This window comes from Streptomyces sp. NPDC052052 (assembly GCF_040680455.1).
Classification (GTDB): domain Bacteria; phylum Actinomycetota; class Actinomycetes; order Streptomycetales; family Streptomycetaceae; genus Streptomyces.
Genome location: NZ_JBFAWU010000010.1, coordinates 202,308 through 226,285, shown reverse-complemented (window position 1 = coordinate 226,285; position 23,978 = coordinate 202,308). Strand labels below are relative to the sequence as shown.

The 23,978-nt window shown below is 70.1% G+C and carries 21 protein-coding genes; 14 read left to right on the top strand and 7 right to left on the bottom strand.

Annotation, left to right across the window (positions count from 1 at the left end; genetic code table 11):
* Positions 1-41: 41 nt before the first annotated feature.
* On the bottom strand, positions 42-1,118 hold the full coding sequence (locus AB0L71_RS14870) for a P1 family peptidase (RefSeq protein ID WP_365242505.1): 1,077 nt from the start codon (positions 1,116-1,118) through the stop codon (positions 42-44).
* 464 nt (positions 1,119-1,582) lie between these two features.
* Between AB0L71_RS14870 and pflB the strand changes: the two genes are divergently transcribed.
* The 8 genes from pflB (at position 1,583) to AB0L71_RS14830 (ending at position 10,540) form a co-directional block, all read left to right on the top strand.
* A complete protein-coding gene (pflB, locus tag AB0L71_RS14865) occupies positions 1,583-3,841 on the top strand; it encodes a formate C-acetyltransferase (protein WP_365242429.1) in 2,259 nt (752 codons plus the stop codon).
* A 396-nt stretch (positions 3,842-4,237) separates the two neighbouring features.
* Positions 4,238-4,966, top strand: coding sequence for a pyruvate formate-lyase-activating protein (gene pflA / locus AB0L71_RS14860; protein ID WP_365242503.1), 729 nt, complete (start codon positions 4,238-4,240; stop codon positions 4,964-4,966).
* Between the two features lie 152 nt (positions 4,967-5,118).
* Positions 5,119-6,267 (top strand): MFS transporter, encoded by a 1,149-nt coding sequence (locus AB0L71_RS14855; RefSeq protein ID WP_365242427.1) that lies wholly within the window; start codon positions 5,119-5,121, stop codon positions 6,265-6,267.
* Entirely contained in the window at positions 6,264-8,588 is a 2,325-nt protein-coding gene (locus AB0L71_RS14850; protein WP_365242425.1) for a molybdopterin oxidoreductase family protein, read from the top strand. Before AB0L71_RS14855 ends, AB0L71_RS14850 begins: the two co-directional genes overlap by 4 nt.
* Positions 8,589-8,595: 7 nt before the next feature.
* Positions 8,596-9,198: a 4Fe-4S dicluster domain-containing protein gene (locus AB0L71_RS14845; protein WP_365242423.1), complete on the top strand. Its 603-nt coding sequence runs from the start codon at positions 8,596-8,598 to the stop codon at positions 9,196-9,198.
* Complete coding sequence (locus tag AB0L71_RS14840; protein WP_365242421.1) at positions 9,195-9,926, top strand: Rieske (2Fe-2S) protein; 732 nt, start codon at positions 9,195-9,197, stop codon at positions 9,924-9,926. Before AB0L71_RS14845 ends, AB0L71_RS14840 begins: the two co-directional genes overlap by 4 nt.
* Positions 9,923-10,309, top strand: coding sequence for a hypothetical protein (locus tag AB0L71_RS14835; RefSeq protein ID WP_365242419.1), 387 nt, complete (start codon positions 9,923-9,925; stop codon positions 10,307-10,309). Before AB0L71_RS14840 ends, AB0L71_RS14835 begins: the two co-directional genes overlap by 4 nt.
* Before the next feature lie 21 nt (positions 10,310-10,330).
* A complete protein-coding gene (locus AB0L71_RS14830; RefSeq protein WP_365242417.1) occupies positions 10,331-10,540 on the top strand; it encodes a hypothetical protein in 210 nt (69 codons plus the stop codon).
* A 220-nt stretch (positions 10,541-10,760) separates the two neighbouring features.
* Here AB0L71_RS14830 and AB0L71_RS14825 read toward each other — a convergent pair whose 3' ends face one another.
* The 5 genes from AB0L71_RS14825 to AB0L71_RS14805 form a co-directional block, all read right to left on the bottom strand.
* Positions 10,761-11,372, bottom strand: a complete 612-nt coding sequence (locus tag AB0L71_RS14825) for a hypothetical protein (protein ID WP_365242415.1) — start codon at positions 11,370-11,372, stop codon at positions 10,761-10,763.
* A gap of 222 nt (positions 11,373-11,594) precedes the next feature.
* Positions 11,595-12,428 carry an S-methyl-5'-thioadenosine phosphorylase gene (locus tag AB0L71_RS14820; protein WP_365242413.1) on the bottom strand — a complete coding sequence of 278 codons (834 nt, stop codon included), beginning with the start codon at positions 12,426-12,428 and terminating at the stop codon, positions 11,595-11,597.
* 106 nt (positions 12,429-12,534) lie between these two features.
* Positions 12,535-12,870 carry an FmdB family zinc ribbon protein gene (locus AB0L71_RS14815; RefSeq protein WP_365242411.1) on the bottom strand — a complete coding sequence of 112 codons (336 nt, stop codon included), beginning with the start codon at positions 12,868-12,870 and terminating at the stop codon, positions 12,535-12,537.
* A gap of 66 nt (positions 12,871-12,936) precedes the next feature.
* On the bottom strand, positions 12,937-14,220 hold the full coding sequence (locus AB0L71_RS14810; RefSeq protein ID WP_365242409.1) for an MFS transporter: 1,284 nt from the start codon (positions 14,218-14,220) through the stop codon (positions 12,937-12,939).
* A gap of 413 nt (positions 14,221-14,633) precedes the next feature.
* Complete coding sequence (locus tag AB0L71_RS14805; protein ID WP_365242407.1) at positions 14,634-16,172, bottom strand: potassium/proton antiporter; 1,539 nt, start codon at positions 16,170-16,172, stop codon at positions 14,634-14,636.
* A 288-nt stretch (positions 16,173-16,460) separates the two neighbouring features.
* On the opposite strand from AB0L71_RS14805, the gene AB0L71_RS14800 reads away from it, so the two are divergent.
* Positions 16,461-19,208, top strand: a complete 2,748-nt coding sequence (locus AB0L71_RS14800) for a penicillin acylase family protein (protein WP_365242405.1) — start codon at positions 16,461-16,463, stop codon at positions 19,206-19,208.
* On the opposite strand, the gene AB0L71_RS14795 is transcribed toward AB0L71_RS14800, so the two are convergent.
* A complete protein-coding gene (locus AB0L71_RS14795; RefSeq protein ID WP_365242403.1) occupies positions 19,198-19,785 on the bottom strand; it encodes a 5-formyltetrahydrofolate cyclo-ligase in 588 nt (195 codons plus the stop codon). The genes AB0L71_RS14800 and AB0L71_RS14795 overlap by 11 nt on opposite strands.
* A 105-nt stretch (positions 19,786-19,890) precedes the next feature.
* On the opposite strand from AB0L71_RS14795, the gene galU reads away from it, so the two are divergent.
* The 5 genes from galU to AB0L71_RS14770 all read left to right on the top strand — a co-directional run bounded on the left by galU (position 19,891) and on the right by AB0L71_RS14770 (position 23,936).
* Positions 19,891-20,793 carry a UTP--glucose-1-phosphate uridylyltransferase GalU gene (galU, locus tag AB0L71_RS14790; protein WP_365242401.1) on the top strand — a complete coding sequence of 301 codons (903 nt, stop codon included), beginning with the start codon at positions 19,891-19,893 and terminating at the stop codon, positions 20,791-20,793.
* A 4-nt stretch (positions 20,794-20,797) separates the two neighbouring features.
* Entirely contained in the window at positions 20,798-22,126 is a 1,329-nt protein-coding gene (glp, locus tag AB0L71_RS14785) for a gephyrin-like molybdotransferase Glp (protein WP_365242400.1), read from the top strand.
* A gap of 123 nt (positions 22,127-22,249) precedes the next feature.
* A complete protein-coding gene (moaC, locus tag AB0L71_RS14780) occupies positions 22,250-22,750 on the top strand; it encodes a cyclic pyranopterin monophosphate synthase MoaC (protein ID WP_365242398.1) in 501 nt (166 codons plus the stop codon).
* A complete protein-coding gene (locus AB0L71_RS14775) occupies positions 22,747-23,313 on the top strand; it encodes a MogA/MoaB family molybdenum cofactor biosynthesis protein (RefSeq protein WP_365242396.1) in 567 nt (188 codons plus the stop codon). Before moaC ends, AB0L71_RS14775 begins: the two co-directional genes overlap by 4 nt.
* A gap of 17 nt (positions 23,314-23,330) precedes the next feature.
* Entirely contained in the window at positions 23,331-23,936 is a 606-nt protein-coding gene (locus AB0L71_RS14770; protein ID WP_365242394.1) for a GNAT family protein, read from the top strand.
* Positions 23,937-23,978: the final 42 nt, after the last annotated feature.

The following is a 23,978-nucleotide window of genomic DNA, read 5'->3' as shown; positions in this document are numbered from 1 at the left end:
CGGTGCCCACGGTTCATTCCTGTGTTTTCATCCGAACTGCCTTACGTGGAAGGCGAGTCGGGGTTCCGGTCGCGGTACGGCGGCGGTTGCGGGAGCGGCGGCCGTGCGCCGTAGAGATCACTGTACGAGGGGTAGCCGCCGCCGTTTCGGCGGTTGACGCTCTGAGCTGCCCGGACGGCCTTCACGATGGCACGGGTCAGCGTGTCCGCACCGGCTGTCAGAAGGTCGTTGAGTGCGACCGGGTTGCGCGGATCCAGTGACCGGGCGCCGGTGGCGAGGGCGAAAACAGTGTCCCCGTCGGTCAGCAGATGCACCGGACGCACGGCGCGCGCCAGTCCGTCGTGCGCCGTCCCCGCGAGCTTCTGCGCCTGGGCGCGAGTGAGTTCGGCGTCGGTGGCGACGACGGCGAGTGTGGTGTTGAGCGGGGGACGCGCGTCCGCCGCCCGCGCCTCGGCCAGGCGCCGCTGCGCCGCCCGGTGGACCTCGGGTGCGGGGAACGTCGGTGGTTCGATGGCGCCGTACTCCCCGTACAGCACTCCGGTAACCGGGTCGAGGACCGAACCCGCGGCGTTCACCACGACGAGCGCGCCCACCGTGATCCCGGACGCCAGCCGCACGCTCGCCGTGCCCACGCCGCCCTTGAGCTGCCCGGCGACCGCGCCGGTACCGGCGCCGACGCACCCTTCGGCGACCGGCGCCCCCGGTGGTGTACCCGCCGCCTCCTCCACCGCGGCGCGGCCGGTCGAGGCATCCGGGCGGGCCCGCCAGTCGCCGCCCCGCCCCAGGTCGAAGAGGCAGGCGGCAGGAACCACCGGCACCACCTGTGCCGGGTCGGCGCCGACCCGCACCCCGCGTCCCTGCTCCTCCAGCCAGGCCATCACGCCGGATGCCGCGTCCAGGCCGTACGCACTGCCGCCCGTCAGGACGACGGCGTCGATGCGCTGCACCAGATTGCGCGGATCGAGCGCGTCCGTCTCCCGGGTGCCGGGGCCGCCGCCGCGTACGTCGACGGCCGCGACCACGCCGCCCTCGGGGGCGAGGACGACGGTGGTGCCGCTCAGCGCGTCGGCGTCCGCCAGCTGCGCATGACCGACGCGCAGCCCCGCCACATCGGTCAGGGCGTCGAGCGGGCCGGTGGTGGCCGGTGCGGAGGGGGCCGGTGCGGAGAGGGCCGGCGACTTCCGCGGTTCTTCTGTCACGACGTGCTCCTCATCGGATCCACTCTTTCCGTTCGCCGCGTTCCGGACCGTCATGGTGGCCACCGTGCAGTGTCTCGTCCAGCGGGATGATCGCGATCAGGCCGTATCGCAGGGCGGAACGGAGATCGCCGTCGGCACGAGGAAGAGTGCGGGTTACCCAGACGGAGCAATAGTTGTGAATGCGTTCACAAGCATTCGCAGGGACTGAAGTCCTCATGAAAACCGCAGGTCAGCGAAGTTATGCACGGAGGGACGAGGTATTTGGCGGGACCTTGGTCCTTTCGGTAGGGACCATTGCGGGCCCGGAACCCTGGAAAACGGGGGTGGAATGGAGGCTGCGACAAAGAGGCGCACGGACGATCTCGGAAGGTGCGGTGCGGGCGATGACGGCGACTGCGGCAGAGACGGCGGCGGGCAGCGGGGCCTGGGACGGCTTCAGGGGCGGGCTGTGGCGCGACGCGATCGATGTCCGTGACTTCGTCCAGCAGAACTACACCCCCTACGAGGGCGACGGTTCCTTCCTCGCCGGTCCCACCGCCCGGACCACCGCGGTGTGGGAGAAGCTCCTCGCGATGTTCCCGGACGAGATCGCCCGGGGCATCCACGACGTCGACCTGAAGACGCCGTCCCGGATCGACGCCTTCGAGCCCGGGTACATCGATGCCGACCGCGATCTGATCGTCGGACTCCAGACCGATGCCCCGCTCAAGCGCGCCGTCATGCCCAACGGCGGCTGGCGGATGGTCGAGGGCGCGCTGAACGCGTACGGCTACGAGGCCGATCCGGAGATGCGGGAGGTCTACACCCGCCTCCGCAAGACCCACAACGACGGCGTCTTCGACGCGTACACCCCCGAGATCCGGGCCTGCCGTTCCTCCGGCATCATCACCGGACTGCCGGATGCCTACGGCCGCGGCCGCATCATCGGCGACTACCGCCGCGTCGCCCTCTACGGAGTCGACCGGCTGATCGCGGACAAGGAGGCCGACCGCGCCGCCCTCGGTGAGCAGTGGCCGAGCGAGCACGTCATCAGGGACCGCGAGGAGGTCGCCGAGCAGATCAGGGCCCTGCACGAGCTCAAGGCGATGGCCAGGTCGTACGGCTACGACATCTCCGGGCCCGCCCGCACCGGCCGCGAGGCCGTGCAATGGCTGTACTTCGGCTATCTCGGCGCCGTGAAGGAGCAGAACGGCGCGGCCATGTCGATCGGCCGCATCGACAACTTCCTGGACATCTACCTCCAGCGTGACATCGAGCGCGGACTCATCACGGAGGAACGGGCCCAGGAGTTCATCGACGACTTCGTCATCAAGCTCCGTATCGTCCGCTTCCTGCGCACCCCGGAGTACAACGAGCTGTACTCCGGCGACCCGACCTGGGTCACCTGGTCGATGGCCGGGATCGGTGAGGACGGCCGTCCGCTCGTCTCCCGTACGACCTTCCGGGCCCTGCAGACCCTCTACAACCTGGGACCGGCCCCCGAGCCGAATCTCACGGTCTTCTGGTCGCGGGAACTCCCCGTCGGATTCAAGGAGTTCGCCTCGAAGGTCGCCATCGACACCTCGGCCCTCCAGTTCGAGTCGGACGAGCTGATGCGTCCCAAGTACGGCGACGACACGGCGATCGCCTGCTGCGTCTCCGCGATGGCGACGGGCAAGCAGATGCAGTTCTTCGGAGCCCGCGTCAATGTCGCCAAGGCGCTGCTCTACGCGATCAACGGCGGCCGTGACGAGATGACCGGCAAGCTCGTGGTGAGCGGCTTCGAGCCCATCACCGACGAGTACCTCGACCACGAGACCGTCGCCGAGCGGTACGACGCGATGCTCTCCTGGCTGGCCAGGACGTATGTGCACGCGCTCGACGTCATCCACTACATGCACGACAAGTACGCCTACGAGCGCCTGGAGATGGCCCTCCACGACCGGGAGGTCCTGCGCACCATGGCCTGCGGCATCGCGGGCCTGTCGGTCGCCGCCGACTCGCTCTCCGCCATCAAGTACGCCCGGGTCAGGGTCATCCGGGACGAGACGGGGCTCGCGACGGACTACGAGATCGAGGGCGACTACCCGGCGTACGGCAACAACGACGACCGTGCCGACGCTCTCGCCCGCGGCATCGTCCACGACTTCATGGAGAAGATCCGTGAGCACCCGACCTACCGGGGTGCGGTGCACACCCAGTCGGTGCTGACCATCACCTCGAACGTCGTCTACGGCAGGAAGACCGGCAACACCCCGGACGGCCGCCGCTCCGGCGCCCCGTTCGCCCCGGGCGCGAATCCGATGAACGGGCGCGACGAGCACGGCTACATCGCCTCCGCGCTGTCGGTCGCGAAGCTGCCGTACGACGACGCGGAGGACGGCATCTCGCTGACCAACACCATCACGCCGGACGCGCTCGGACGGACACCCGAGGACCGGGTCCGGAACCTGGCCGGGGTACTGGACGGCTACGTGGCGAGCGGCGGCTTCCACATGAACGTCAACGTGCTCGACAAGGCGACGCTCGAAGACGCCATGGAGCACCCGGAGAACTATCCCCAGCTGACCATCAGGGTCTCCGGGTACGCCGTCAACTTCGTGCGGCTGACCCGGGAGCAGCAGCTCGATGTCATCCACCGCACCTTCCACGGCTCGCTCTGATCCCCGATCGTTCCGAGCCCCCTGAACCGCGCGGCGCCGGGAGCCCCCTCCCCGCAGGGCCCCGGGGCCGCGCGCCCCGTACACGTACGCCCATCGAGCCCGACCACCGGACGAACCGTCCGCACAGGAGGCCCTGCCATGGCCGCACTCCTCGACGACACCGACTTCGACCGCTCCCTCCCCGGCCGCCCGGACGGCGACCGTTCTGCCTCCGACCGTTCCGTCTCCGACCGTTCCGTCTCCGACCGTCCGGACGGTGAACGCTCCGCCCCCGATCGCCCGGACGGCGAGAGCGCCTTCGGCGCCGCCGACTGCGTCGACGCCTTCGACCGCGCCGGTGGCGTCGGGAACAGCGCAACCTCCGTCACCCCGGCGGGTGCGGCGACCCGGCGGCCGATATCCGGATCGGTCCACTCCTGGGACCTTTCGACGGGTGTCGACGGACCCGGCGCCCGTTTCGTGGCCTTCCTGGCCGGCTGCCCGCTCGCCTGTCTCTACTGCCACAACCCCGACACGCTGAAGATGCGCAGCGGTACCCGGATGGCAGCCGACGACCTCGTCGCCGAGGCGGACAAGTACACGACCTTCATCCGGGCCGCGGGCGGTGGCGCCACGATCAGCGGCGGTGAACCGCTGCTGCAGCCGGTCTTCACCGGTGAGCTCTTCCACCGTTTCAAGCACGAGCTCGGGCTGCACACCGCCCTGGACACCTCTGGTTTTCTGGGCGCCCGGGCCACCGATGCCCTGCTGCGCGATGTCGATCTGGTCCTGCTCGACATCAAGTCCTGGGACCGGGCCACGTACCGCAGGGTCACCGGTCGCCCGCTGGAGCCGACCCTGGACTTCGCCCGCCGCCTCGCCGACCTCGGCAAGGAGGTGCACGTCCGTTTCGTGCTGGTGCCGGGACTGACCGATGATCCGGCCAACATCGACGGTGTCGCCGCCTTCGCCGCCTCCCTCGGCAATGTCTCCCGTGTCGACGTCCTTCCTTTCCACAAGCTCGGCGAGGCGAAGTGGCAGGCGCTGGGCAGGCGCTTCACCCTGCATGACACCCCGTCGCCCACCCCCGAACAGGTCGCCTCGGCCCGCGAGGTCTTCGCATCCCATGGAGTGGTGGCGGTCTGACGGCGTCGCAGACCGTCCGGTGGCACCGGGGGCTGTCGGCGTACGCGACGACAGGCCGGTTGGAGCGGCTCACCCGGCTGGGCCAGGAAAACGGCTCACCCAGGCGATCCATAAAACAGGACGAATAACCCATAAGGCCCTACGGTGGCGAGGTGACCGAGCCACCTGACGCCTCCGCAGCAGCTGCGCAGCCCGCCCCCGGTGCACCCACCGGCTCCACCGGAGTGCCCGGCACCCCGCCGCCTGCCGGGGACGCCGGGCCCGGGGCCGCAGCGTCCCGATCCGTCACCGCCCGCGCGACCGCGGTCGGCACCGCGGTCTCCGTGGCCCTGATCCTCGCGATCGTGTTCGGCAGCCGCCTGCTGGAGAACTTCGACTCCGCCCTGCTTCCCTACGCCGTCGCCACCGTGTTCCTCGCCTTCGGCGTCGCCTACCGCTACACGGTCTGGGTCGCCGCGCCCGGCGCCCGGCGCCTGTTCAAGCAGGGGTGGCGGAGCTTCTTCTCGATGGCCAACTTCCGCCGGGCCCCCACCGCAGTGCCCAGGATGATCGCCACCTATCTGGGCTTCCAGAAATTCCTGGGAGCCCGCTCCCATGCCCGCTGGGCCGCTCACCAGCTGATCTTCTGGGGCTGCATTCTGGCCGCCCTGATCACCTTTCCGCTGACCTGGGGCTGGTTCACCTTCACCTCCGACACCGGTTCGGGGCCCGGATACGAGATGCGCGTCTGGGGCTACAAGATCATTGGCTTCGACTCCCTGAACATCCTGGGCTGGCTGATGTTCCACGGGCTGGACATCGCCGCCGTGCTCGTCATCCCCGGCGCCTCCTACTTCATCTGGCGGCGGATGAAGGACCGCGGAGCCATCACCGGTCAGCGCTTCGCCTACGACCTGGTCCCGCTGATCGCCCTGGTCGTCGTCTCCGTGACCGGTCTGCTGCTCACCTTCTCGTCGCTCTTCCTGCACGGCGGCGGCTATGAGGTCCTGGCGATCCTGCACATGGTGTCGGTGGTCTTCACCCTCATCTACATCCCGTTCGGAAAGTTCTTCCACATCGTCCAGCGCCCGGCCGCCGTCGGTATGCAGCTGTTCAAGTACACCGCCCGGCAGGACCAGGAGGTCTTCAGCTGCCGCCGCTGCGAGGAGCCCATCGACACCGGTCCGTACGTCGAGAACCTGCGCGGCACCATGCGCGACCTCAGCCTCGACTTCGACGAGTGGGCCGAGTACTGCCCGCGCTGCAAGCGGGTGCTGCGCGGCAGCGCCTATCTCTCCCAGGTGAAGAAGGGCTTCAAGTGACCTCGCAACCGCGAGCGGCCGACTCCCGTGCGGTCGTTCCCCTCGACCCTTCCCTCGCACCGCCCGGCACCCGCGCCTTCCGGGACGCCGGAGGCATCCCCGCCGACCGGTGGCGCGCCGACCAGGGGGGCGAGACGCTCGTCCCCACCCACTGCTGCTTCTGCGGGGTCCAGTGCGGGATGTATCTGCGCGTCGACCGGGGAGGCAAGGTCTTCGGCGTCGAACCCCGCAACCACGACATCAACCGGATGCGGCTGTGTCCCAAGGGCATCAACGCGTATCAGCAGGTCAACCACCCCGACCGGCTCACCGCCCCGCTCATGCGGCGCTCCCGTGACGAGGAGTTCCGCGAGGTCTCCTGGGACGAGGCACTCGACTTCACCGTCTCCGAGATCAGGCGCATTCAGCAGACGTACGGGAACGACGCCTTCGGGCTCCTCGGCGGCGCCAGCCTCTTCTCCGAGAAGACCTATCTGGTCGGCAAATTCGCCCGGGTCGCCCTCAAGTCCCGGCATGTCGACTACAACGGCCGGCTCTGCATGGTCAGCGCCGCCGGTGCCAACAAGCTCGCCTTCGGTATCGACCGGGCCGGCAACCCCTTCTCCGACATCCTGCTCACCGACTGCCTGCTGATCGCGGGCTCCAACATCGGCGAGTGCTTCCCCGTGATGACCCAGTACGTGTGGGGGGCCCGTGACCGCGGTGCGAGCCTGATCGTCATCGACCCGCGGCAGACCGCGATCGCCCGCACCGCCGACATCCATGTGGCGCTGAAGCCAGGCACCGACTCGGCCTTCTTCAACTCCGTGCTGCACGTGGTCATCGAGGAGGGGCTCACCGACGAGGCCTATCTCGCCGACCACGCCACGGGCTGGGAGGAGGTGAAGGCCAAGGTCGCCGAGTATCCGCCGTCCCGCGTCGCCGAGATCTGCGGCATCCCCGCCGAGCAGATCGTCCAGGTCGCCCGCGTCTTCGCCCGCGCCCCGAAGGCGATGGCCTGGCACGCCCGCGGCATCGAACACCACTCGCAGGGTGTCGAGAACTGCCTGAGCGTGATCAACCTCTGCACCGCCACCGGCCACATCGGCAAACCCGGTGCCGGTTACGGCACCATCACCGGCCAGGGCAACGGGCAGGGCGGCCGCGAGCACGGCCAGAAGTCCGACCTCCTTCCCGGCGGCCGCTCGATCATGAACGAGGAGCACCGCAGGCAGATCTGTGAGATCTGGGGCATCGAGGAGTCCGAACTCCCGCCCGCGGGAACCTCGATGATGGAGATGATCTGGCAGATGCAGCGCCGCGAGATCCGCGGACTGATCGGCATCTGCAACAACCCGTTCGTCTCCCTGCCCAACTACAAGGTGGTCAAGGAGGGCTACGACACCACTGAGTTCCATGCCCAATTCGACTTCTTCCTTTCCGAGACCGCGGCCAACGCACATGTCGTCTTCCCCGTCACCACCTGGGCCGAGGACGACGGGGTGATGGCCAACGCCGAGGCACGCGTGGTCAAGCACAACAAGGCCCAGGACCCGCCCCCCGGCGTACGGACCGACACCTGGGTGCTGTGCGAACTCGCCAGGCGCCTGGGTGCGGGCGACAAGTTCGCCTTCGCCGACTCCCGCGAGGTCTTCGACGAGCTGCGGATCGCCTCCGCCGGCACCGTCAACGACTACTACGGCATCACCTACGAACGGCTGGAGGAGACCGGCGGTATCGCCTGGCCCTGCCCCTCCACCGACCACCCCGGGACCCCCCGGCTCTTCGAGGACGGGAAGACCTACCACCCCGACGGCAAGATCCACCTCCAGGTCGTCGAGTGGCACCCGCCGATGGATCCGTACGACGACGAGCACCCGATGTCACTGACCACCGGCCGCACCGTCGCCCACTTCCTCTCCGGCAACCAGACCCGTCGCATGGGCGCCCTCGTCGAACAGACCCCGCGCCCCTGGGCCGAGCTCCACCCCTCCCACGGGTTCCGCAACGGCGAGCCGGTCCGCGTCGTCACCCGGCGCGGAAGCGCGGTCTACCCCGCCCTGGTCACCGAGGCGATCCGCCCCGACACCGTCTTCGTCCCCTACCACTGGCCCGTCCCCACCGCGGCCAACATCCTGACCATCGACGCCCTGGACCCCCGCTCGAAGATTCCCGAGTACAAGGTGTGCGCCTGCCGTATCGAGCACGCCGGGTCGATCGACGAGGTCCCCGCACCCCCGGTCGCACCCGGCCATGTCGCCTACCCGGAGACCCAGGTCTCCCGTACCGACCCGCTGCCGCCCTCGTCGCCCCAGGGCCGGGGCACCTCGGAGAGGAGCTGATCACCGCATGATGGGCAGAACGATCTTCATCGATCCCGGGCGCTGCATCGGCTGCCAGGCCTGTGTCTCCGCCTGCCGGGAGTGCGACTCGCACCGCGGCAAGTCGATGATCCACCTCGACTACACCGACGAGGGCAGCTCGGTGGCCTCCCTCCCCACTGTCTGCATGCACTGCGAGGACCCGGTCGCCCCGTGTGCCGAGGTCTGTCCCGCCGACGCGATCCTGGTGACCGCCGACGGCGTGGTCCAGCAGGCCGACACCACCCGTTGCATCGGCTGCGCCAACTGCGTCAACGCCTGCCCCTTCGGAGTACCGAAGATCGATCTTCAGGCGAAGCTGCAGATGAAGTGCAACCTCTGCTACGACCGCACCGCCTACGGTCTCGCCCCCATGTGCGCGACCGTCTGCCCGACGGGAGCGCTGTTCTACGGGACCGTCGAGGAGCTCCAGGCCGAGCGCCCCGGCGTCCAGGTCGTCGACAGCTTCGTCTTCGGCCGGACCGAGGTCCGTACCGGCGTCGCCATGGTCGTCCCTGCGGACAAGGCCCAGTGGCCGGTGCCGGGCGGCCTCCCTGTCGTCGAGATCAACGGGAAGGACGTCCGCCGATGAGCGTCACCGACCAGCCGCCTTCCGGGGACCCTCGCGAAGCCCTGCACGACCGGGTCGCCGCCGACTCCCTCACCACCCGGCGCGACTACCTCCGGATCGTCACCACCGTCTCGGGCGGACTCGCCGTCGGCGGCCTCGGTGTGGCTGCCGGAATCCTCCCGCGCCACGGAGACACCGAGGACGGGAAGGCACCCTCTCCGAAGAAGATCGCCTCCCAGCTCCTTCCCGGTGAGTCCATCGCCTTCACCTACCCGGAGGAGGAGGACCGGGCGGTCGCCGTCCGGCTCGACGACGGCACGCTCGTCGGCTACTCCGCGATCTGCACCCACCTGGCCTGTGCCGTGCTGTGGCGGAAGGACCGGGGCTCCGAGGGCGAGCTGTACTGCCCCTGCCACGAGGGCATCTTTGATGCCCGCACCGGCGATGTCACCGCCGGGCCGCCACCCCGCGCCCTGCCCAAGGTGGTGCTCACCGAGCAGACCGACGGCAGTGTGTGGGCGGTCGGCACGACGCGCTCGGGCGAGAGCATCGAGCACGGCCTGTGCCGTCAGCTCAACGCCAGCCGTCCGGACCTCGCGTCCCGTATCGGCTGCCCCGCGGTCAAGGACGGCGGCGCGGAGGCACCCGCCGCCAAGGGAACGGCCAAGGCGTCCGGCGCCACCGGCCCGCGAGCAGGGACGTCCCATGTCCGCGCGGCCCAGGACGAGACCCTCGGGAGGCAGGCATGACCGAGGCCCGGCAGCCCCGTGACCAGGTACCCCCCGCGTACCCGGAGTACCACCCGGGCAGCGCCCGACCCGAACTCAACCGCCCCGTCCACGAGCGCTACCCACAGATCCGCCCCACCAGCGGCTATGGCGACCCCCGGGTCCGCCACACCGGCCCCGGCCCGGGGGCGGGCACCGAACAGGAACCCGAGCGTTCCTCGAAACTGACCGCCAGGCTGGTGCTGGCGATGACCGTCGTCGTCGGACAGCTGTGGGGTCTGACCGTCGTCATCAACATGTGGATGGAAGGAAAGACCGGTGCGGCGTGGTGGGGTGCCGGCTTCCTCTGCCTGTCGTTCCTCGTCGTCCTCGGGCTGTGGGCGCTCGACCCGAAGGACCGATGACCACGGTCGTACCCTGGATGTATGAGTACCGCCCCCACCTCCGGCTCGCGTGATGCGAAGCCGACCCAGCCGGAACATCCGAAACCGAAACCGGCACTGGTCTTCGACGATCCGCTGGACCAGCAGTCCGCGGACGATACGGACCGGGGGTGGGGTGAGCGGGCCCCGGCCAGTGGCAGCGCCGCCGATCTGGCGCGCTTCCTCGACGAGAAGCCGCCCCACCACATCTGAGCCCCGGCTCGGTGGCGGTCCGGCGACGCTGCTACCGGTGCTCCTGGCGTGTACCGTGCGACCGGCCGTGCCCCGGGCCGGAATCCTGGCCACTGCCCCCGTCGCCCGAACCGTCGCGTTGCGGGACGCGGGTCCCATCTCCCGAACCACCGCGTCGAGCGACACGAATGCGCCCCGTTCATGGCCGTGCTGGGCTGAGTTGACACCACATCAGCTCGAATCACCACAGGGTCACCGCCAGCCTCTTCCCCACGCCCGCACCGGCCAGGGACGTGGCCGTGCCCCGGGGAACGGACAGCACGACCAGTGCCCCGTCCTCCGCCGGGCCTTCGGCCGCGGCCTGCGGTACGTCGGCCACCCGGACCCCTCTGGCCACGATCCGGGCAGCGGCTCCGGCCCCCTCCGCGGCGATCACATCGACACGGTCCCCCGGCCGCAACAGCCGCACGGTCGCCGCATCGGCGATGCGCACCGGCGCGAACACCGACGGAATGGGGCGCCGTACGGGCTCCGGCGCTGACCCCGCCGCAGGACCTGCCCCTGTCCCTCGCACTGCACCTCCGCCTCCCGCCGTGGCGAGTGCGGCAGCCGTCAAGGCCAGTCCGGCGGCCAGAGCGCGGCGCTGCCGCCACAGGGCCCGCCGCAGTCGGTGCACGCCGCCTCCGCGTACGCGTAACGGTTCGAACGCGGGCACCCCACAGGGTGGGGGAGCAGGCGCCGGAGGTCCCGGCGGACCCGGTGGTCCAGGCGGGAGCGGCCGGGGCGAGCCGAGCGACGGGGCAAACCGGGCCGGGCTGGGCGAGGGCTGGGAGGGTCGGGGCGACGGAAACATGGTCAACACCACCTGTCGTGAGGGGCTTTGGGCGAACACCCCTCACGATCCACCGTCCGCGGGTTTCCCGCCGAGGCCTGTGGACGGCCCCGGCGTTGTGGACAACTCCGTCACCCACCCGCGTCGCGGCCGTCACTGCACTCGCTCCCGCACCCGCGGCCGTGAGCACGACGCGCCCCGGCGCTCACCCGCGCCCCGGAGCCCCGCGCGCACCGTTGGCCGCTAGGGGAGCGTGATCCCCGTCTCCAGCCCGTCCAGCGCATGCGAGCACGGGCAGTCGCGGTCCACCTCCGCCGGAAGCGTGGCGACCACGTCGAAGAGCACCGCACGCAGCCGGTCCACATTGGCCGCGAACACCTTCAGCACCTCCTCGTGCGAGACGCCCTCCCCGGCCTCCGCACCCGCGTCGAGGTCCGTCACGAGTGTCATCGTCGTGTAGCACAGGCCCAGTTCACGGGCGAGGACCGCCTCCGGGTGCCCGGTCATCCCGACCACGGACCAGCCCATCGCAGCATGCCAGCGTGATTCCGCACGGGTCGAGAAACGCGGCCCCTCGACCACCACCAGGGTCCCGCCGTCCACCGGCTCCCAGTTGTTCGCGCGAGCCGCCGCCAGCGCGGCCCGGCGCCCGTCGGGGCAGTACGGATCGGCGAAGCCCAGGTGCAGGACGTTGGGCTCCGCACCATCGGGCCGGGTCAGTCCGTCGTAGTACGTCTGCGTCCGGGACTTGGTGCGGTCGACCAACTGGTCGGGTACGAGCAGGGTGCCGGGCCCGTACTCCGGACGCAGGCCGCCCACCGCACACGGGCCGAGCACCTGACGTACGCCGACGGAGCGAAGCGCCCAGAGGTTGGCCCGGTAGTTGATGCGGTGCGGCGGCAGATGATGGCCGCGGCCGTGGCGGGGCAGGAAAGCGACCCGACGGCCGCCCACCTCGCCGAGGAAAAGGGAGTCGCTCGGCGGTCCGTACGGGGTGTCCACGCGCACCTCCGTGACGTCCTCCAGGAAGGAGTACAAGCCCGAGCCGCCGATGACGCCAATCTCTGCGTTTGCCATGCGATCACAGTAATGGCGTGCGGAACTCCGAACACGGCGGCCGAGAGGGGAAAGCCCAGGACCCCGCCGATTCGTCCGGCGGGGTCCTGGGGAAGTGCAACGCGGCTCAGGCGGCCGACGAACCGCTCGTCGAGGACGACGAGGAAGACGACGCCGAGGCGGTGGACGAGGAGGCAGTGGCTGCCTTCGTGTCCGAGCCCGTCGACGACGAACCGGAACTGGACGACTTCGTCGAGGACGACGCCGGTGAACTGCTCGACGACGAGCCACGGCTGTCGTTCCGGTAGAAACCGGAGCCCTTGAAGACGATACCGACCGCCGAGAACACCTTCTTCAGGCGTCCATCGCAGCTCGGGCACACGGTCAGGGCATCGTCGGTGAACTTCTGCACCGCCTCGAGGCCCTCGCCACATTCGGTGCACTGGTACTGATAGGTCGGCACTTGCTCCTCCTGGCACTCTGACTCAATGAGTGCTAACGACGTTCCATACTGACGTATTCCGCTGGATCAGTCCACCGTCACCGGCTCCCGGTGACCTATACCACGTGCCACGGCCCGATCCCGAGCGGGGGTCGCGAGTCTGGAACGCAGTGTCACCAGGGTGGCCAGCGCCAGCACCGTCCCCACCAGCGGCACGACGAACCCGGTGCTCGCTCCGTGGGCGTCGGCCAGCCGGCCGGCGACCGTCACCGCGGCCGCCTGGCCGAGGGCGACCGATCCGGTCAGCCAGGTGAACGCCTCGGTCCGGGCGGACCCCGGCACCAGTGCATCGACCAGGGTGTAGCCGCTGATCAGGGCCGGCGCGATGGAGAGCCCGACCAGCAGCCCGAGCCCGGCCAGCAGGGGGACGGAGTGCACCGCCCACAGCCCGGACGCGGTCAGGGCCAGCGCCGTGTACCCGGTCATCAGCCGTCGTCGTGGCCCGCTCCGCCAGGCGATGGCGCCGCAGGCGATCCCGGACAGCATGTTGCCGGCCGCGAAGATCCCGTACAGCAGACCGTTCGCTCCGGGCCGGCCGATCTCCTCGGCGAAGGCGGTCAGCGAGACCTGCATGCCACCGAAGACCGCCCCGATCCCCAGGAACGCCACCGCGAGCACCCGTACGCCCGGCACGGCCAGGGCGGACGTGTGCGGCCGGGAGGTGCCGGACGCGGCGTTGCGTACCGAGGGCTGGGTGCGGCGCTGCGCGGCGAACAGCAGCCCGCCGACCAGGGTCAGTCCGGCCTCCGCGACCAGACCGGCCGCCGGGTGCACGCCGGTGCACAGCGCGGTGGCGAGCACCGGGCCGATGACAAAGGTGAACTCGTCCGTCACCGATTCGAAGGCCGCCGCGGTGGACATCAGCGAGGAGGCCCTGCGGCCCGGTGTCGCGCCCAGCACGGCCGCCCAGCGGGCCCGCACCATCGGGCCTATCTGCGGAACCGACGCCCCGGTCGGTACGGCCGCCACGAACAGGGCCCACAGGGGTGCGTCCGCCAGCGCCAGCGCCGTCAGCGCCGACACGGATGCCGCGTGCACCAGGACGCCCGGCAGCAGCACGGCACGCTGGCCCAAGCGATCGGCGAGCTTGCCGGTCTGCGGTGCGAACAGGGCCATGGAGACCCCGGTCACGGCGGCGACGGAGCCCGCGCTTCCGTACGAACCGGTGGTGTGCTGGACCAGGAGCACGATGCCGATCGTCAGCATCGCGAAGGGCTGCCGTGCGGCGAAGCCCGGAAGAAGGAAGGTCCACGCACCAGGGGTGCGCAGCAACTGCCCGTAACCGGGGCGGTCGGAGACCGTGGACGCCACGGTCCATGCCTTTCTGCCGCCTGGTGGCCGAGCGCCCGGTCCGGCCGGCACCGGGGGTGCGGGCTCGTGCGGGGTGCTGCCGAGAGCTGTCCTCTTCGCGCGGGACTGCGGTAGATGTCGGGCGCTCAGCAGAGGCGGAGGACGCCACGACCGCCATACGGTCGCGCCAGCTCTGCATCAGGCAGAGTTGGTCGTTCAGGTTGGTCGATCGGGTCGACCGGCCTCTTCGCAGGGGCCGGCCAGGTTTCGTTCATGATACAGACGGTTCACCCGCACCGTCCGGATCGTGCGCCCGCGGCTTCCGTACCCGCCGGGACCGGCCGTGCACGGTACCCGCGCACGGCGGACGGCCGCCGCGCGCACACCACCGTGCGCACGGAGACCGCCCGCCGCGATCGGAGACCGGGCCGGGGTCAGCGGGGCGTCCTCGGCCCGTCCGCCTTCCCCATCCGCTTGACCGACTTCAGGGCGTGCGCCACATCCTGGGCCACGTGCTGCCCGGCGAGGCTCTCGCCGCCGCTGCCGGTCGTTCCGAGCCAGCCGGCGAGCTTGCCGCCCGCACCGATGGCGCGCAGCCGGTCCTCCGCCGCGTCGCGCACCGGGTCGGTGGTGACGACCAGCAGTTCGTCGCCGCGCCGCAGCACGGTCGACGGCGCCGGCACGAAGCTCTTGTCGTCCCGTACGACCAGGGTGACCGCCGCCCCGGCGGGCAGCCGCAGCTCGCCGACCTCCACACCGTGCATCTTGGACATGGCGGGGATCGCCACCGACAGCAGATGGCCGCGCAGCCGCTCCAGCGGCGCGGACTCGATGCCCAGGTCGGCGGTCTCGGCCGGATCCTCGGTGATCTTCAGGGCCTTCGCCACCCAGGGCAGGGTCGGCCCCTGGATGAGCGTGTAGACGACGACGAGCACGAAGACGATGTTGAAGACCCGGGTGGAGCCCTCGATCCCGGACACCATCGGAATGGTCGCCAGGATGATCGGTACGGCTCCCCGCAGCCCCGCCCAGGACATGAACGCCTTCTCCTGCCAGGGAAGCCCGAACGGCACCAGCGAGATGAAGACCTCCAGCGGACGGGCCACCATGGTCAGGACCAGTCCCACGATCACCGCGGGCCAGAAGTCGTCGAGCAGGTCGTGCGGGGTGACCAGGAGTCCGAGCAGGACGAACATGCCGATCTGGGCCAGCCAGCCGAGTCCGTCGGCGAAACCGCGGGTCGCGGGCCAGTGCGGCAGCTTGGCGTTGCCGAGGATCATCGCGGCCAGGTACACGGCGAGGAAGCCGCTGCCGTGGGCCAGGGCGCCCGCCGCGTACGCCGACACCGCGATCGCCATCACGGCGATCGGATACAGACCGGACGCGGGCAGTGCCACATGGCGCAGCCCGTAGGCGCCGAGCCAGCCGACGGCGAGACCGATCGCCGCACCGATCGCGAGCTCCAGCGCGATCTCGCCGAGCAGTATGTACCAGTGCTCCACCGGTCCCCGGGCGGAGAAGGCCACCACCAGGATCACGACGGGGGCGTCGTTGAAGCCCGACTCCGCCTCCAGGACGCCGGTGAGCCGGGCGGGCAGGGGCACCTTGCGCAGGACGGAGAAGACCGCGGCGGCGTCCGTCGACGAGACGACCGCGGCGATGATCAGTGACTGGCGCCAGTCCAGGCCGACCAGATAGTGCGCCCCGGCCGCGGTGATGCCGACGCTCACCGCGACGCCGACGGTGGAGAGCATCGCGGCGGCCGGCAGGGCGGGTCTGATCTCTTTCCACTTCGTGCCCAGGCCACCCTCGGCGAGGATCACGACGAGTGCGGCGTAACCGATCACCTGGGTCAGTTCCGCGTTGTTGAACTTGACGTCGAAGATGCCGTCCTGCCCCATCACGACCCCGATGCCGAGGTACAGGAGCAGGCTGGGGAGCCCGCTGCGGGAGGAGACGCGCACCGCTGCCACGGCGACGAGCAGGACGAGTGAGCAGACGAGCAGGAGTTCGTTGAGCGTGTGGACAGTCAGTGGCCGTTCCTTCCCCGCGTACGCCTGCCGATTCGACTCTCGGCATCGGCCGTGGCCGACCGGTACTTCGTTACCTTACCTAATCTTTAACGCCTTCTTGACGCGATCGCGCATCCGTACGATCGCTGGGCAATTCGAATCAGGCCGATACCGCGTCCGAGCCGCCTGCGCGCTGCGCCTATGGTTGCTCCTGCACTCCCAGGACCACCTGCCTTCTGAAGGACAGCGATGCCCGCCAACACAACCGCCCCTTCCGGCACCACCGGTTCCGCCGGTGGGAAGACCGGCAGGAAGAAGGGGCGACGTGCCCGCCTGATCGTGATCGTTCTGGTGCTGGCGCTTGTCGCGGGTATCGGATACGGCGCGTTCTGGTCCGTCTCGACCGTGCGGGCCTCCTACCCGCAGACGACCGGCTCCCTCAAGCTCGACGGCCTCGACGGCACCGTCGACGTCAAGCGGGACAGCTACGGAATTCCTCAGCTGTACGCGGACTCCGACGCGGACCTCTTCCGCGCCCAGGGCTTCGTGCAGGCGCAGGACCGTTTCTGGGAGATGGACGTCCGCCGTCACCTGACGGCCGGCCGGCTCTCCGAGATGTTCGGCTCCGGGCAGGTCGAGACGGACGCCTTCCTGCGCACGCTCGGCTGGCACAAGGTCGCGCAGGAGGAGTACGACGACGTCCTGTCCGAGGACACCAAGAAGAACCTCCAGGCGTACGCGGACGGCGTGAACGCCTACCTCGAGGGGCGCGACGGCAAGGACATCTCCGTCGAGTACGCCGCACTCGGCCTCACCAACGACTACAAGCCGGCCAAGTGGACCCCCGTCGACTCGGTCGCCTGGCTCAAGGCCATGGCCTGGGACCTGCGCGGCAACATGCAGGACGAGATCGACCGCTCGCTGATGACCAGCAGGCTCGACACGAAGCAGATCGAGGACCTCTACCCGGACTACCCGTACGACAAGCACGACCCGATCGTCAGCGAGGGGGCGATCTCCTCGGTCACCGGGAAGTTCGACTCGGAGGCGACCGCGTCCGCCTCTCTCGGGTCGACCACCGTGGCGGGCGCCACCGACGGCCTGAACACCCAGCTCGCCTCGCTCTCCGACACCCTCGACGAGATCCCGGCACTGCTCGGCCCGAACGGCACCGGCATCGGCTCCAACTCCTGGGTGGTCTCGGGCGAATACACGACGACCGGCCAGCCGCTGCTCGCCAACGACCCGCACCTGGCACCGCAACTTCCCTCGCTCTGGTACCAGATGGGCCTGCACTGCCGTGAGATCTCGGCGAAGTGCCAGTACGACACCGCCGGTTACACCTTCTCCGGCATGCCCGGCGTGATCATCGGCCACAACCAGGACATCGCCTGGGGCTTCACCAACCTCGGCGCGGACGTCACCGACCTCTTCCTGGAGAAGGTCTCCGCCGACGGCTACCTGTACGACGGCAAGGTCAAGCCCTTCACCGTCCGTGAGGAGACCATCAAGGTCGCCGGCGGCAAGAGCCGGAAGATCACCGTCCGCGAGACCAACAACGGTCCGCTGGTCTCCGACCGCGACAGCGAACTGGAGAAGGTCGGCCAGAAGGCCCCCGTCACCAACGCCGCACCGGACCGGGCCGACGGTTACGCCGTCGCCCTCAAGTGGACCGCGCTGGATCCCGGCCACTCCATGGACGCGGTCTTCGAGCTCAACCGGGCCAAGGACTTCACGTCCTTCCGCAAGGCGGCCCAGCACTTCGAGGTCCCCTCGCAGAACCTGATCTACGCCGACACCAAGGGCAACATCGGCTACCAGGCCCCCGGAAAGATCCCGGTGCGCCTCAAGGGCGACGGCACGATGCCCAGCCCCGGCTGGTCGTCGGAGTACGGCTGGAAGAAGGAGTCGATCCCGTTCGACGAGCTGCCCTACGAGTACAACCCGGAGCGCGGCTACATCGTCACCGCCAACCAGGCCGTCATCGGCGAGGAGTACCCCTACCTGCTGACCAAGGACTGGGGATACGGCACTCGCAGCCAGCGGATCAACGACCTCATCCAGTCGAAGATCAAGGGCGGCGGGAAGATCTCGACCGAAGACATGCAGAAGATGCAGATGGACAACACCAGCGAGATCGCCGCGCTGCTGGTGCCCAAGCTTCTGAAGATCAATATCGCGGACAAGAACGTCCGCGAGGCACAGAAGCTCCTGGAGGGCTGGGACTCCACCCAGGAGCCCGACTCGGCCGCTGCCGCGTACTTCAACGCGGTCTGGCGCAACATCCTCAAGCTGGCCTTCGGCGACAAGCTGCCCAAGGAACTGCGGGTCGAGGGCGAGTGCCTCAACGTGCCCCGGGCCGACACCTCGGGCCCGGTCGACGAGCAGAACACCCTGGTGCGCGAGTGCGGCCGGCGCGACGCGGACACGGCGCAGCCGGACGGCGGCGACCGCTGGTACCAGGTGGTCAAGAACCTGCTGGACGACCAGGACAGCGACTGGTGGAAGTCCCCGAAGAGCGGCCGGGACACCGCGACCGAGACCCGGGACCAGCTCTTCGCCCGCGCGATGAAGGACGCCCGCTGGGAGCTGACCGCCAAGCTCGGCAAGGACATCACCACCTGGAGCTGGGGCCGGCTCCACCAGCTGAACCTGAAGAACCAGACCCTCGGCACCGAGGGCCCCGGTCTGCTCCAGCGGGTCCTCAACCGCGGCCCGTGGAACCTCGGCGGCGGAGAGGCCGCGGTGAACGCCACCGGCTGGAACGCGGCGGGAGGCTACGAGGTCGTCTGGGTGCCGTCGATGCGGATGGTCGTCAACGTGGGGGACTGGGACAAGTCCCGCTGGATCAACCTCACCGGCGCCTCCGGGCACGCGTTCAGCGCGCACTACACCGATCAGACCGACAAGTGGGTCAACGGTGAACTGCTCGACTGGTCCTTCGGGACGAACGCCGTCGCCCACACGACGAAGGACACCCTGACCCTCAAGCCGTAGGGTTCGTCCACCGGATCCGGACCGGTGTCACCACCACGTCGACGGGGTGGTCGTGCGGTTCCACCGGGACCTGCGCGATCACCTCGTCGTCGTACAGCAGGACGACGAGCGTCGGGTGCGCCCCCGCCGCGGCGAGCCGGGCCAGCACCCGGTCGTAGCTGCCGCCGCCACGGCCGAGCCGCATCCCCCGGGCGTCCACCGCGAGGCCGGGGAGCAGGACCGTGTCGGCGTCCAGGACCGCGTCCGGGCCGAGCCGCTCCCCGTCCGGCTCCAGCAGCCCGCGACCGGCCCGGACCAGGCGGTCGGCTCCTTCGTACGGCGCCCAGTCCAGATCGTTGTCCGCCAGGAGCACCGGCAGCAGGACTCGGACGCCCCGCTCCCGCAGTGCGTCCAGCAGGGCGCGGGTGCCCGGTTCGCTGCCCACCGAGACATACGCGGCAACGGTGCGTGCCTCGCGCAACTCCGGAAGCTCCCACGCACCCCGGGACAGAACCGTTGCGGCGTGTTCCACGTCTTCCTTGGTCAGGAGCCGTCGCGCGGCCAGCAGTTCATGTCTCAGAAGAGCCTTGTGCGACATTTCGGTATTCAAGGGTCCCCCTGGGTCTTTCGTATGGGCGTATAGGCGTACAAAGTTAACCGGAGTCTCGCCTTCCGCCCATACGCACCGGTTATGGTTCTGCGCATGACTCAGTCGCACTCCAGGATCAGCAAGGCCGTCATTCCAGCCGCAGGACTCGGTACCCGATTCCTGCCGGCAACCAAGGCCACTCCCAAGGAGATGCTGCCTGTTGTCGACAAGCCCGCGATCCAGTACGTCGTCGAGGAGGCGGTGACCGCCGGCCTCTCCGACGTCCTGATGGTCACCGGTCGCAACAAGCGTCCCCTCGAGGACCATTTCGACCGGAATTACGAGCTGGAGTCCGCACTCACCCGCAAGGGGGACGCCGAACGGCTCCAGAAGGTCCAGGAGTCGAGCGACCTGGCCACCATCCACTACGTCCGGCAGGGAGACCCGCGCGGCCTCGGCCATGCCGTGCTGTGTGCCGCACCGCACGTCGGCGACCAGCCGTTCGCCGTCCTTCTCGGTGACGACCTGATCGACCCGCGCGACCCGCTGCTGGCCCGCATGGTCGACGTCCAGGAGCGCGAGGGCGGCAGTGTCGTCGCGCTGATGGAGGTCGCCCCGGAGCAGATCCACCTGTACGGCTGCGCCGCCATCGAGCCCACCGCCGAGGGCGACGTGGTGCGGGTCACCGGCCTGGTCGAGAAGCCGGACGCGGCCGAGGCGCCCAGCAACCTCGCCGTCATCGGCCGCTATGTCCTGGATCCCGCCGTCTTCGGCATACTGCGGAAGACGGAGCCGGGCCGCGGCGGCGAGATCCAGCTCACCGACGCCCTGCAACTCCTCGCCGAGGACGAGAAGATCGGCGGCCCCGTGCACGGTGTCGTCTTCACGGGACGCCGCTACGACACCGGCGACCGGGGCGACTACCTCCGTGCCATTGTCCGACTCGCGTGCGAACGTGAAGACCTGGGACCGGACTTCAGGTCCTGGCTCCGCAGTTACGTCACCGAGGAGATGTAGCACCTTGAGCATGACGGTCTGGTCGGTGGACGAACACCTGCAGGACATCCTCGGCGCGGTGCGACCGCTCGAACCCATCGAGCTGCAACTGCACGACGCCCAGGGCTGCGTCCTGGTCGAGGACGTCGTCGTGGAGATCGCCCTGCCGCCCTTCGACAACAGCTCGATGGACGGCTACGCGGTCCGTGTCGCCGATGTCCAGGGCGCCGACGAGGAGTTCCCCGCGGTACTCACCGTGATCGGTGACGTCGCGGCCGGCAGCGGCGGGCTGTCCGGCGACCGGAGCGTGGGGCCGGGCGAGGCCGCCCGCATCATGACCGGCGCCCCGCTGCCGCCCGGCGCCGAGGCCGTGGTCCCGGTCGAATGGACCGACGGCGGTACCGGCGGCGGCCCGGCCGACACCATGCGCGCCCACCGCGATGCCCCGGAGGGCGCGGGCGGCGAGGTCCGTGTCCACCGCCCCGTCGAGGCCCGCGCCCACGTCAGGGCCCGCGGTAGCGACGTCGAACCGGGCGATCTGGCCCTGAGCGCCGGATCGGTGATCGGGCCGCCGCAGATCGGACTGCTTGCCGCGATCGGCCGGTCGACGGTCACGGTGCGGCCCCGGCCGCGCGTCGTCGTCATCTCGACCGGCAGCGAACTCGTCCAGCCCGGCGAGGAACTGACCCCCGGCCAGATCTACGACTCGAACAGCTTCGCGCTGACGGCCGCCGCCCGGGACGCCGGAGCGATCGCCTACCGGGTCGGCGCCGTCACCGACGACGCCGACACGCTCCGCGCCACGATCGAGGACCAGCTGATCCGTGCCGACATCGTCGTCACCACCGGAGGCGTCAGCGTCGGCGCGTACGACGTCGTCAAGGAAGCCCTGTCGTCGGTCGGCGACGAGGGCGAGGGCGAGGACGAGGGCGAGTCCGGCAGCGGCATCGACTTTCGCACCCTCGCCATGCAGCCCGGCAAGCCGCAGGGCTTCGGCTCGATCGGCCCCGAGCACACACCGCTGCTGGCGCTCCCGGGCAACCCGGTCTCCTCGTACGTCTCCTTCGAGCTGTTCGTACGGCCCGTGATCCGCGCGCTGATGGGTCTCCAGGAGGTGAACCGCCCCACCGTCCGGGCCACGCTCACCACCGAGAAGGCACTCACCTCGCCGTCCGGCAAGCGGCAGTTCCTGCGCGGCACGTACGACGCGGAGGCCGGCACCGTCACCCCGGTCGGCGGCTCCGGATCGCATCTGATCGCCGCGCTCGCCCGCGCCGACGCGCTGATCGTGATCCCCGAGGACGTCACCTCCGCCGAGCCCGGCACGGACACCGAGGTGATCCTGCTCCACTGATCCCGTGGCGGTGGCGGTACGGTATCTGCCGCTGTGCCTTCCCGGGGTCCTCCCCGGGCCCCGGGGCCGCACCCCGGTGCGGGCCCAGCGGGCAACCGGCGCCCTACCGCGAGGCGGAGTGAGTTGAGTACACAGAACGGGCTGACGCACATCGACGAGGCGGGCGCGGCCCGCATGGTCGACGTGTCCGAGAAGGACGTCACCGCGCGCGTCGCCCGCGCGAGCGGCCGGGTCCTGGTCTCGCCGCGCGTCGTCGAACTGCTCCGCGGCGAGGGAGTCCCCAAGGGGGACGCCCTCGCCACCGCTCGCATCGCCGGGATCATGGGCGCCAAGCGGACCCCCGACCTGATCCCGCTCTGCCACCCACTCGCCGTCTCCGGCGTGAAGGTCGACCTGAGCGTCGCCGACGACGCGGTCGAGATCGCCGCCACGGTGAAGACCACGGACCGCACCGGCGTGGAGATGGAGGCCCTGACCGCCGTCTCGGTCGCCGCGCTCACCGTCATCGACATGGTCAAGGCGGTCGACAAGGCGGCGGTCATCACGGACGTCCGGGTCGAGTCGAAGTCGGGCGGCAAGTCCGGCGACTACCGGCGCACGGCCTCCGACGGAGCGGACGCGTGACGCCGCCCGGAACCGACCGGCCCGGCGACGACGCCCCGGCCGGGCGGCCGCCCGTCGGCGCCCCGACCGCCCCGTACGCCGCCCTCGTCGTCACCGCGTCCAACCGCGCATCCGCCGGCGTCTACGAGGACCGGGGCGGCCCCCTGATCGCCGAGGCGCTCGGGCAGCTCGGCTTCGCCGTCGACGGCCCCCGGGTCGTGCCCGACGGCGACCCGGTGGAACAGGCCCTGCGCGACGGGGTCGCCGCCGGGTACGACGTCATCGTCACGACCGGCGGTACGGGCATCTCGCCCACCGACCGCACCCCCGAGGCCACCCGCCGCGTCCTCGACCACGAGGTCCCCGGAATCCCCGAGGCGATCCGCGCCGAGGGCCGCGACAAGGTGCCCACCGCCGCGCTCTCCCGCGGCCTCGCGGGCGTCGCCGACCGCACCCTCATCGTGAACCTGCCGGGCTCCACCGGCGGGGTCCGTGACGGCCTCGCCGTCCTCGGACGCCTTCTGGTGCACGCCGTCGACCAGCTGCGCGGCGGCGACCACCCCCGACCGGGGAGCCCGAGCTGAACGTCCCGACCTGGCCGGTGGTCCTCAAGGACGGCCCGATCACCCTCCGTCCGATCAAGCCGCGCGACCAGAACGCCTGGCGCGAGGTCAACCGGCGCAACCGCGACTGGCTGCGCCCCTGGGAGGCGACCGTGCCGCCACCTGCCCCGGGCGGCCCGGTGGCCCGCCGCCCCACCTACCGTCAGATGGTCCGTCACCTGCGCTCCGAGGCCCACGCGGGCCGGATGATGCCCTTCGTCATCGAGTACGAGGGCCGTCTGGTCGGCCAGCTCACGGTCGCCGGGATCACCTGGGGCTCGATGTGCTCGGGCCATGTCGGCTACTGGGTCGACCAGGACGTGGCGGGCCGCGGCGTGATGCCGACCGCGGTCGCCCTCGCCGTGGACCACTGCTTCCACACGGTCGGGCTGCACCGCATCGAGGTGTGCATCCGGCCGGAGAACGGGCCCAGCAGAAGAGTCGTCGAGAAACTCGGATTCCGTGAAGAGGGGCTGCGCCCGCGCTATCTCCACATCGACGGCGCATGGCGGGACCACCTCATCTATGTGCTCACCGCGGAGGAAGTCCCTGACAGCCTGCTGCAGCGCTGGCACCGAACCCGCCCTCCACGAAAAATCGAATAAGTATTCGATAGTGGCCGCTGATGACCGCACATGAGCCCGTAA

What these genes read in the sequence shown, in the direction of transcription:
- AB0L71_RS14840 (WP_365242421.1), top strand. Translation starts at nt 9,195, where the DNA reads ATGAGCGTCACCGACCAGCCGCCTTCCGGGGACCCTCGCGAAGCCCTG.
- AB0L71_RS14845 (WP_365242423.1), top strand. Translation starts at nt 8,596, where the DNA reads ATGATGGGCAGAACGATCTTCATCGATCCCGGGCGCTGCATCGGCTGC.
- galU (WP_365242401.1), top strand. Translation starts at nt 19,891, where the DNA reads ATGACTCAGTCGCACTCCAGGATCAGCAAGGCCGTCATTCCAGCCGCA.
- pflB (WP_365242429.1), top strand. Translation starts at nt 1,583, where the DNA reads ATGACGGCGACTGCGGCAGAGACGGCGGCGGGCAGCGGGGCCTGGGAC.
- AB0L71_RS14835 (WP_365242419.1), top strand. Translation starts at nt 9,923, where the DNA reads ATGACCGAGGCCCGGCAGCCCCGTGACCAGGTACCCCCCGCGTACCCG.
- AB0L71_RS14830 (WP_365242417.1), top strand. Translation starts at nt 10,331, where the DNA reads ATGAGTACCGCCCCCACCTCCGGCTCGCGTGATGCGAAGCCGACCCAG.
- AB0L71_RS14795 (WP_365242403.1), bottom strand. Translation starts at nt 19,785, where the DNA reads ATGTCGCACAAGGCTCTTCTGAGACATGAACTGCTGGCCGCGCGACGG.
- AB0L71_RS14820 (WP_365242413.1), bottom strand. Translation starts at nt 12,428, where the DNA reads ATGGCAAACGCAGAGATTGGCGTCATCGGCGGCTCGGGCTTGTACTCC.
- AB0L71_RS14825 (WP_365242415.1), bottom strand. Translation starts at nt 11,372, where the DNA reads ATGTTTCCGTCGCCCCGACCCTCCCAGCCCTCGCCCAGCCCGGCCCGG.
- AB0L71_RS14800 (WP_365242405.1), top strand. Translation starts at nt 16,461, where the DNA reads ATGCCCGCCAACACAACCGCCCCTTCCGGCACCACCGGTTCCGCCGGT.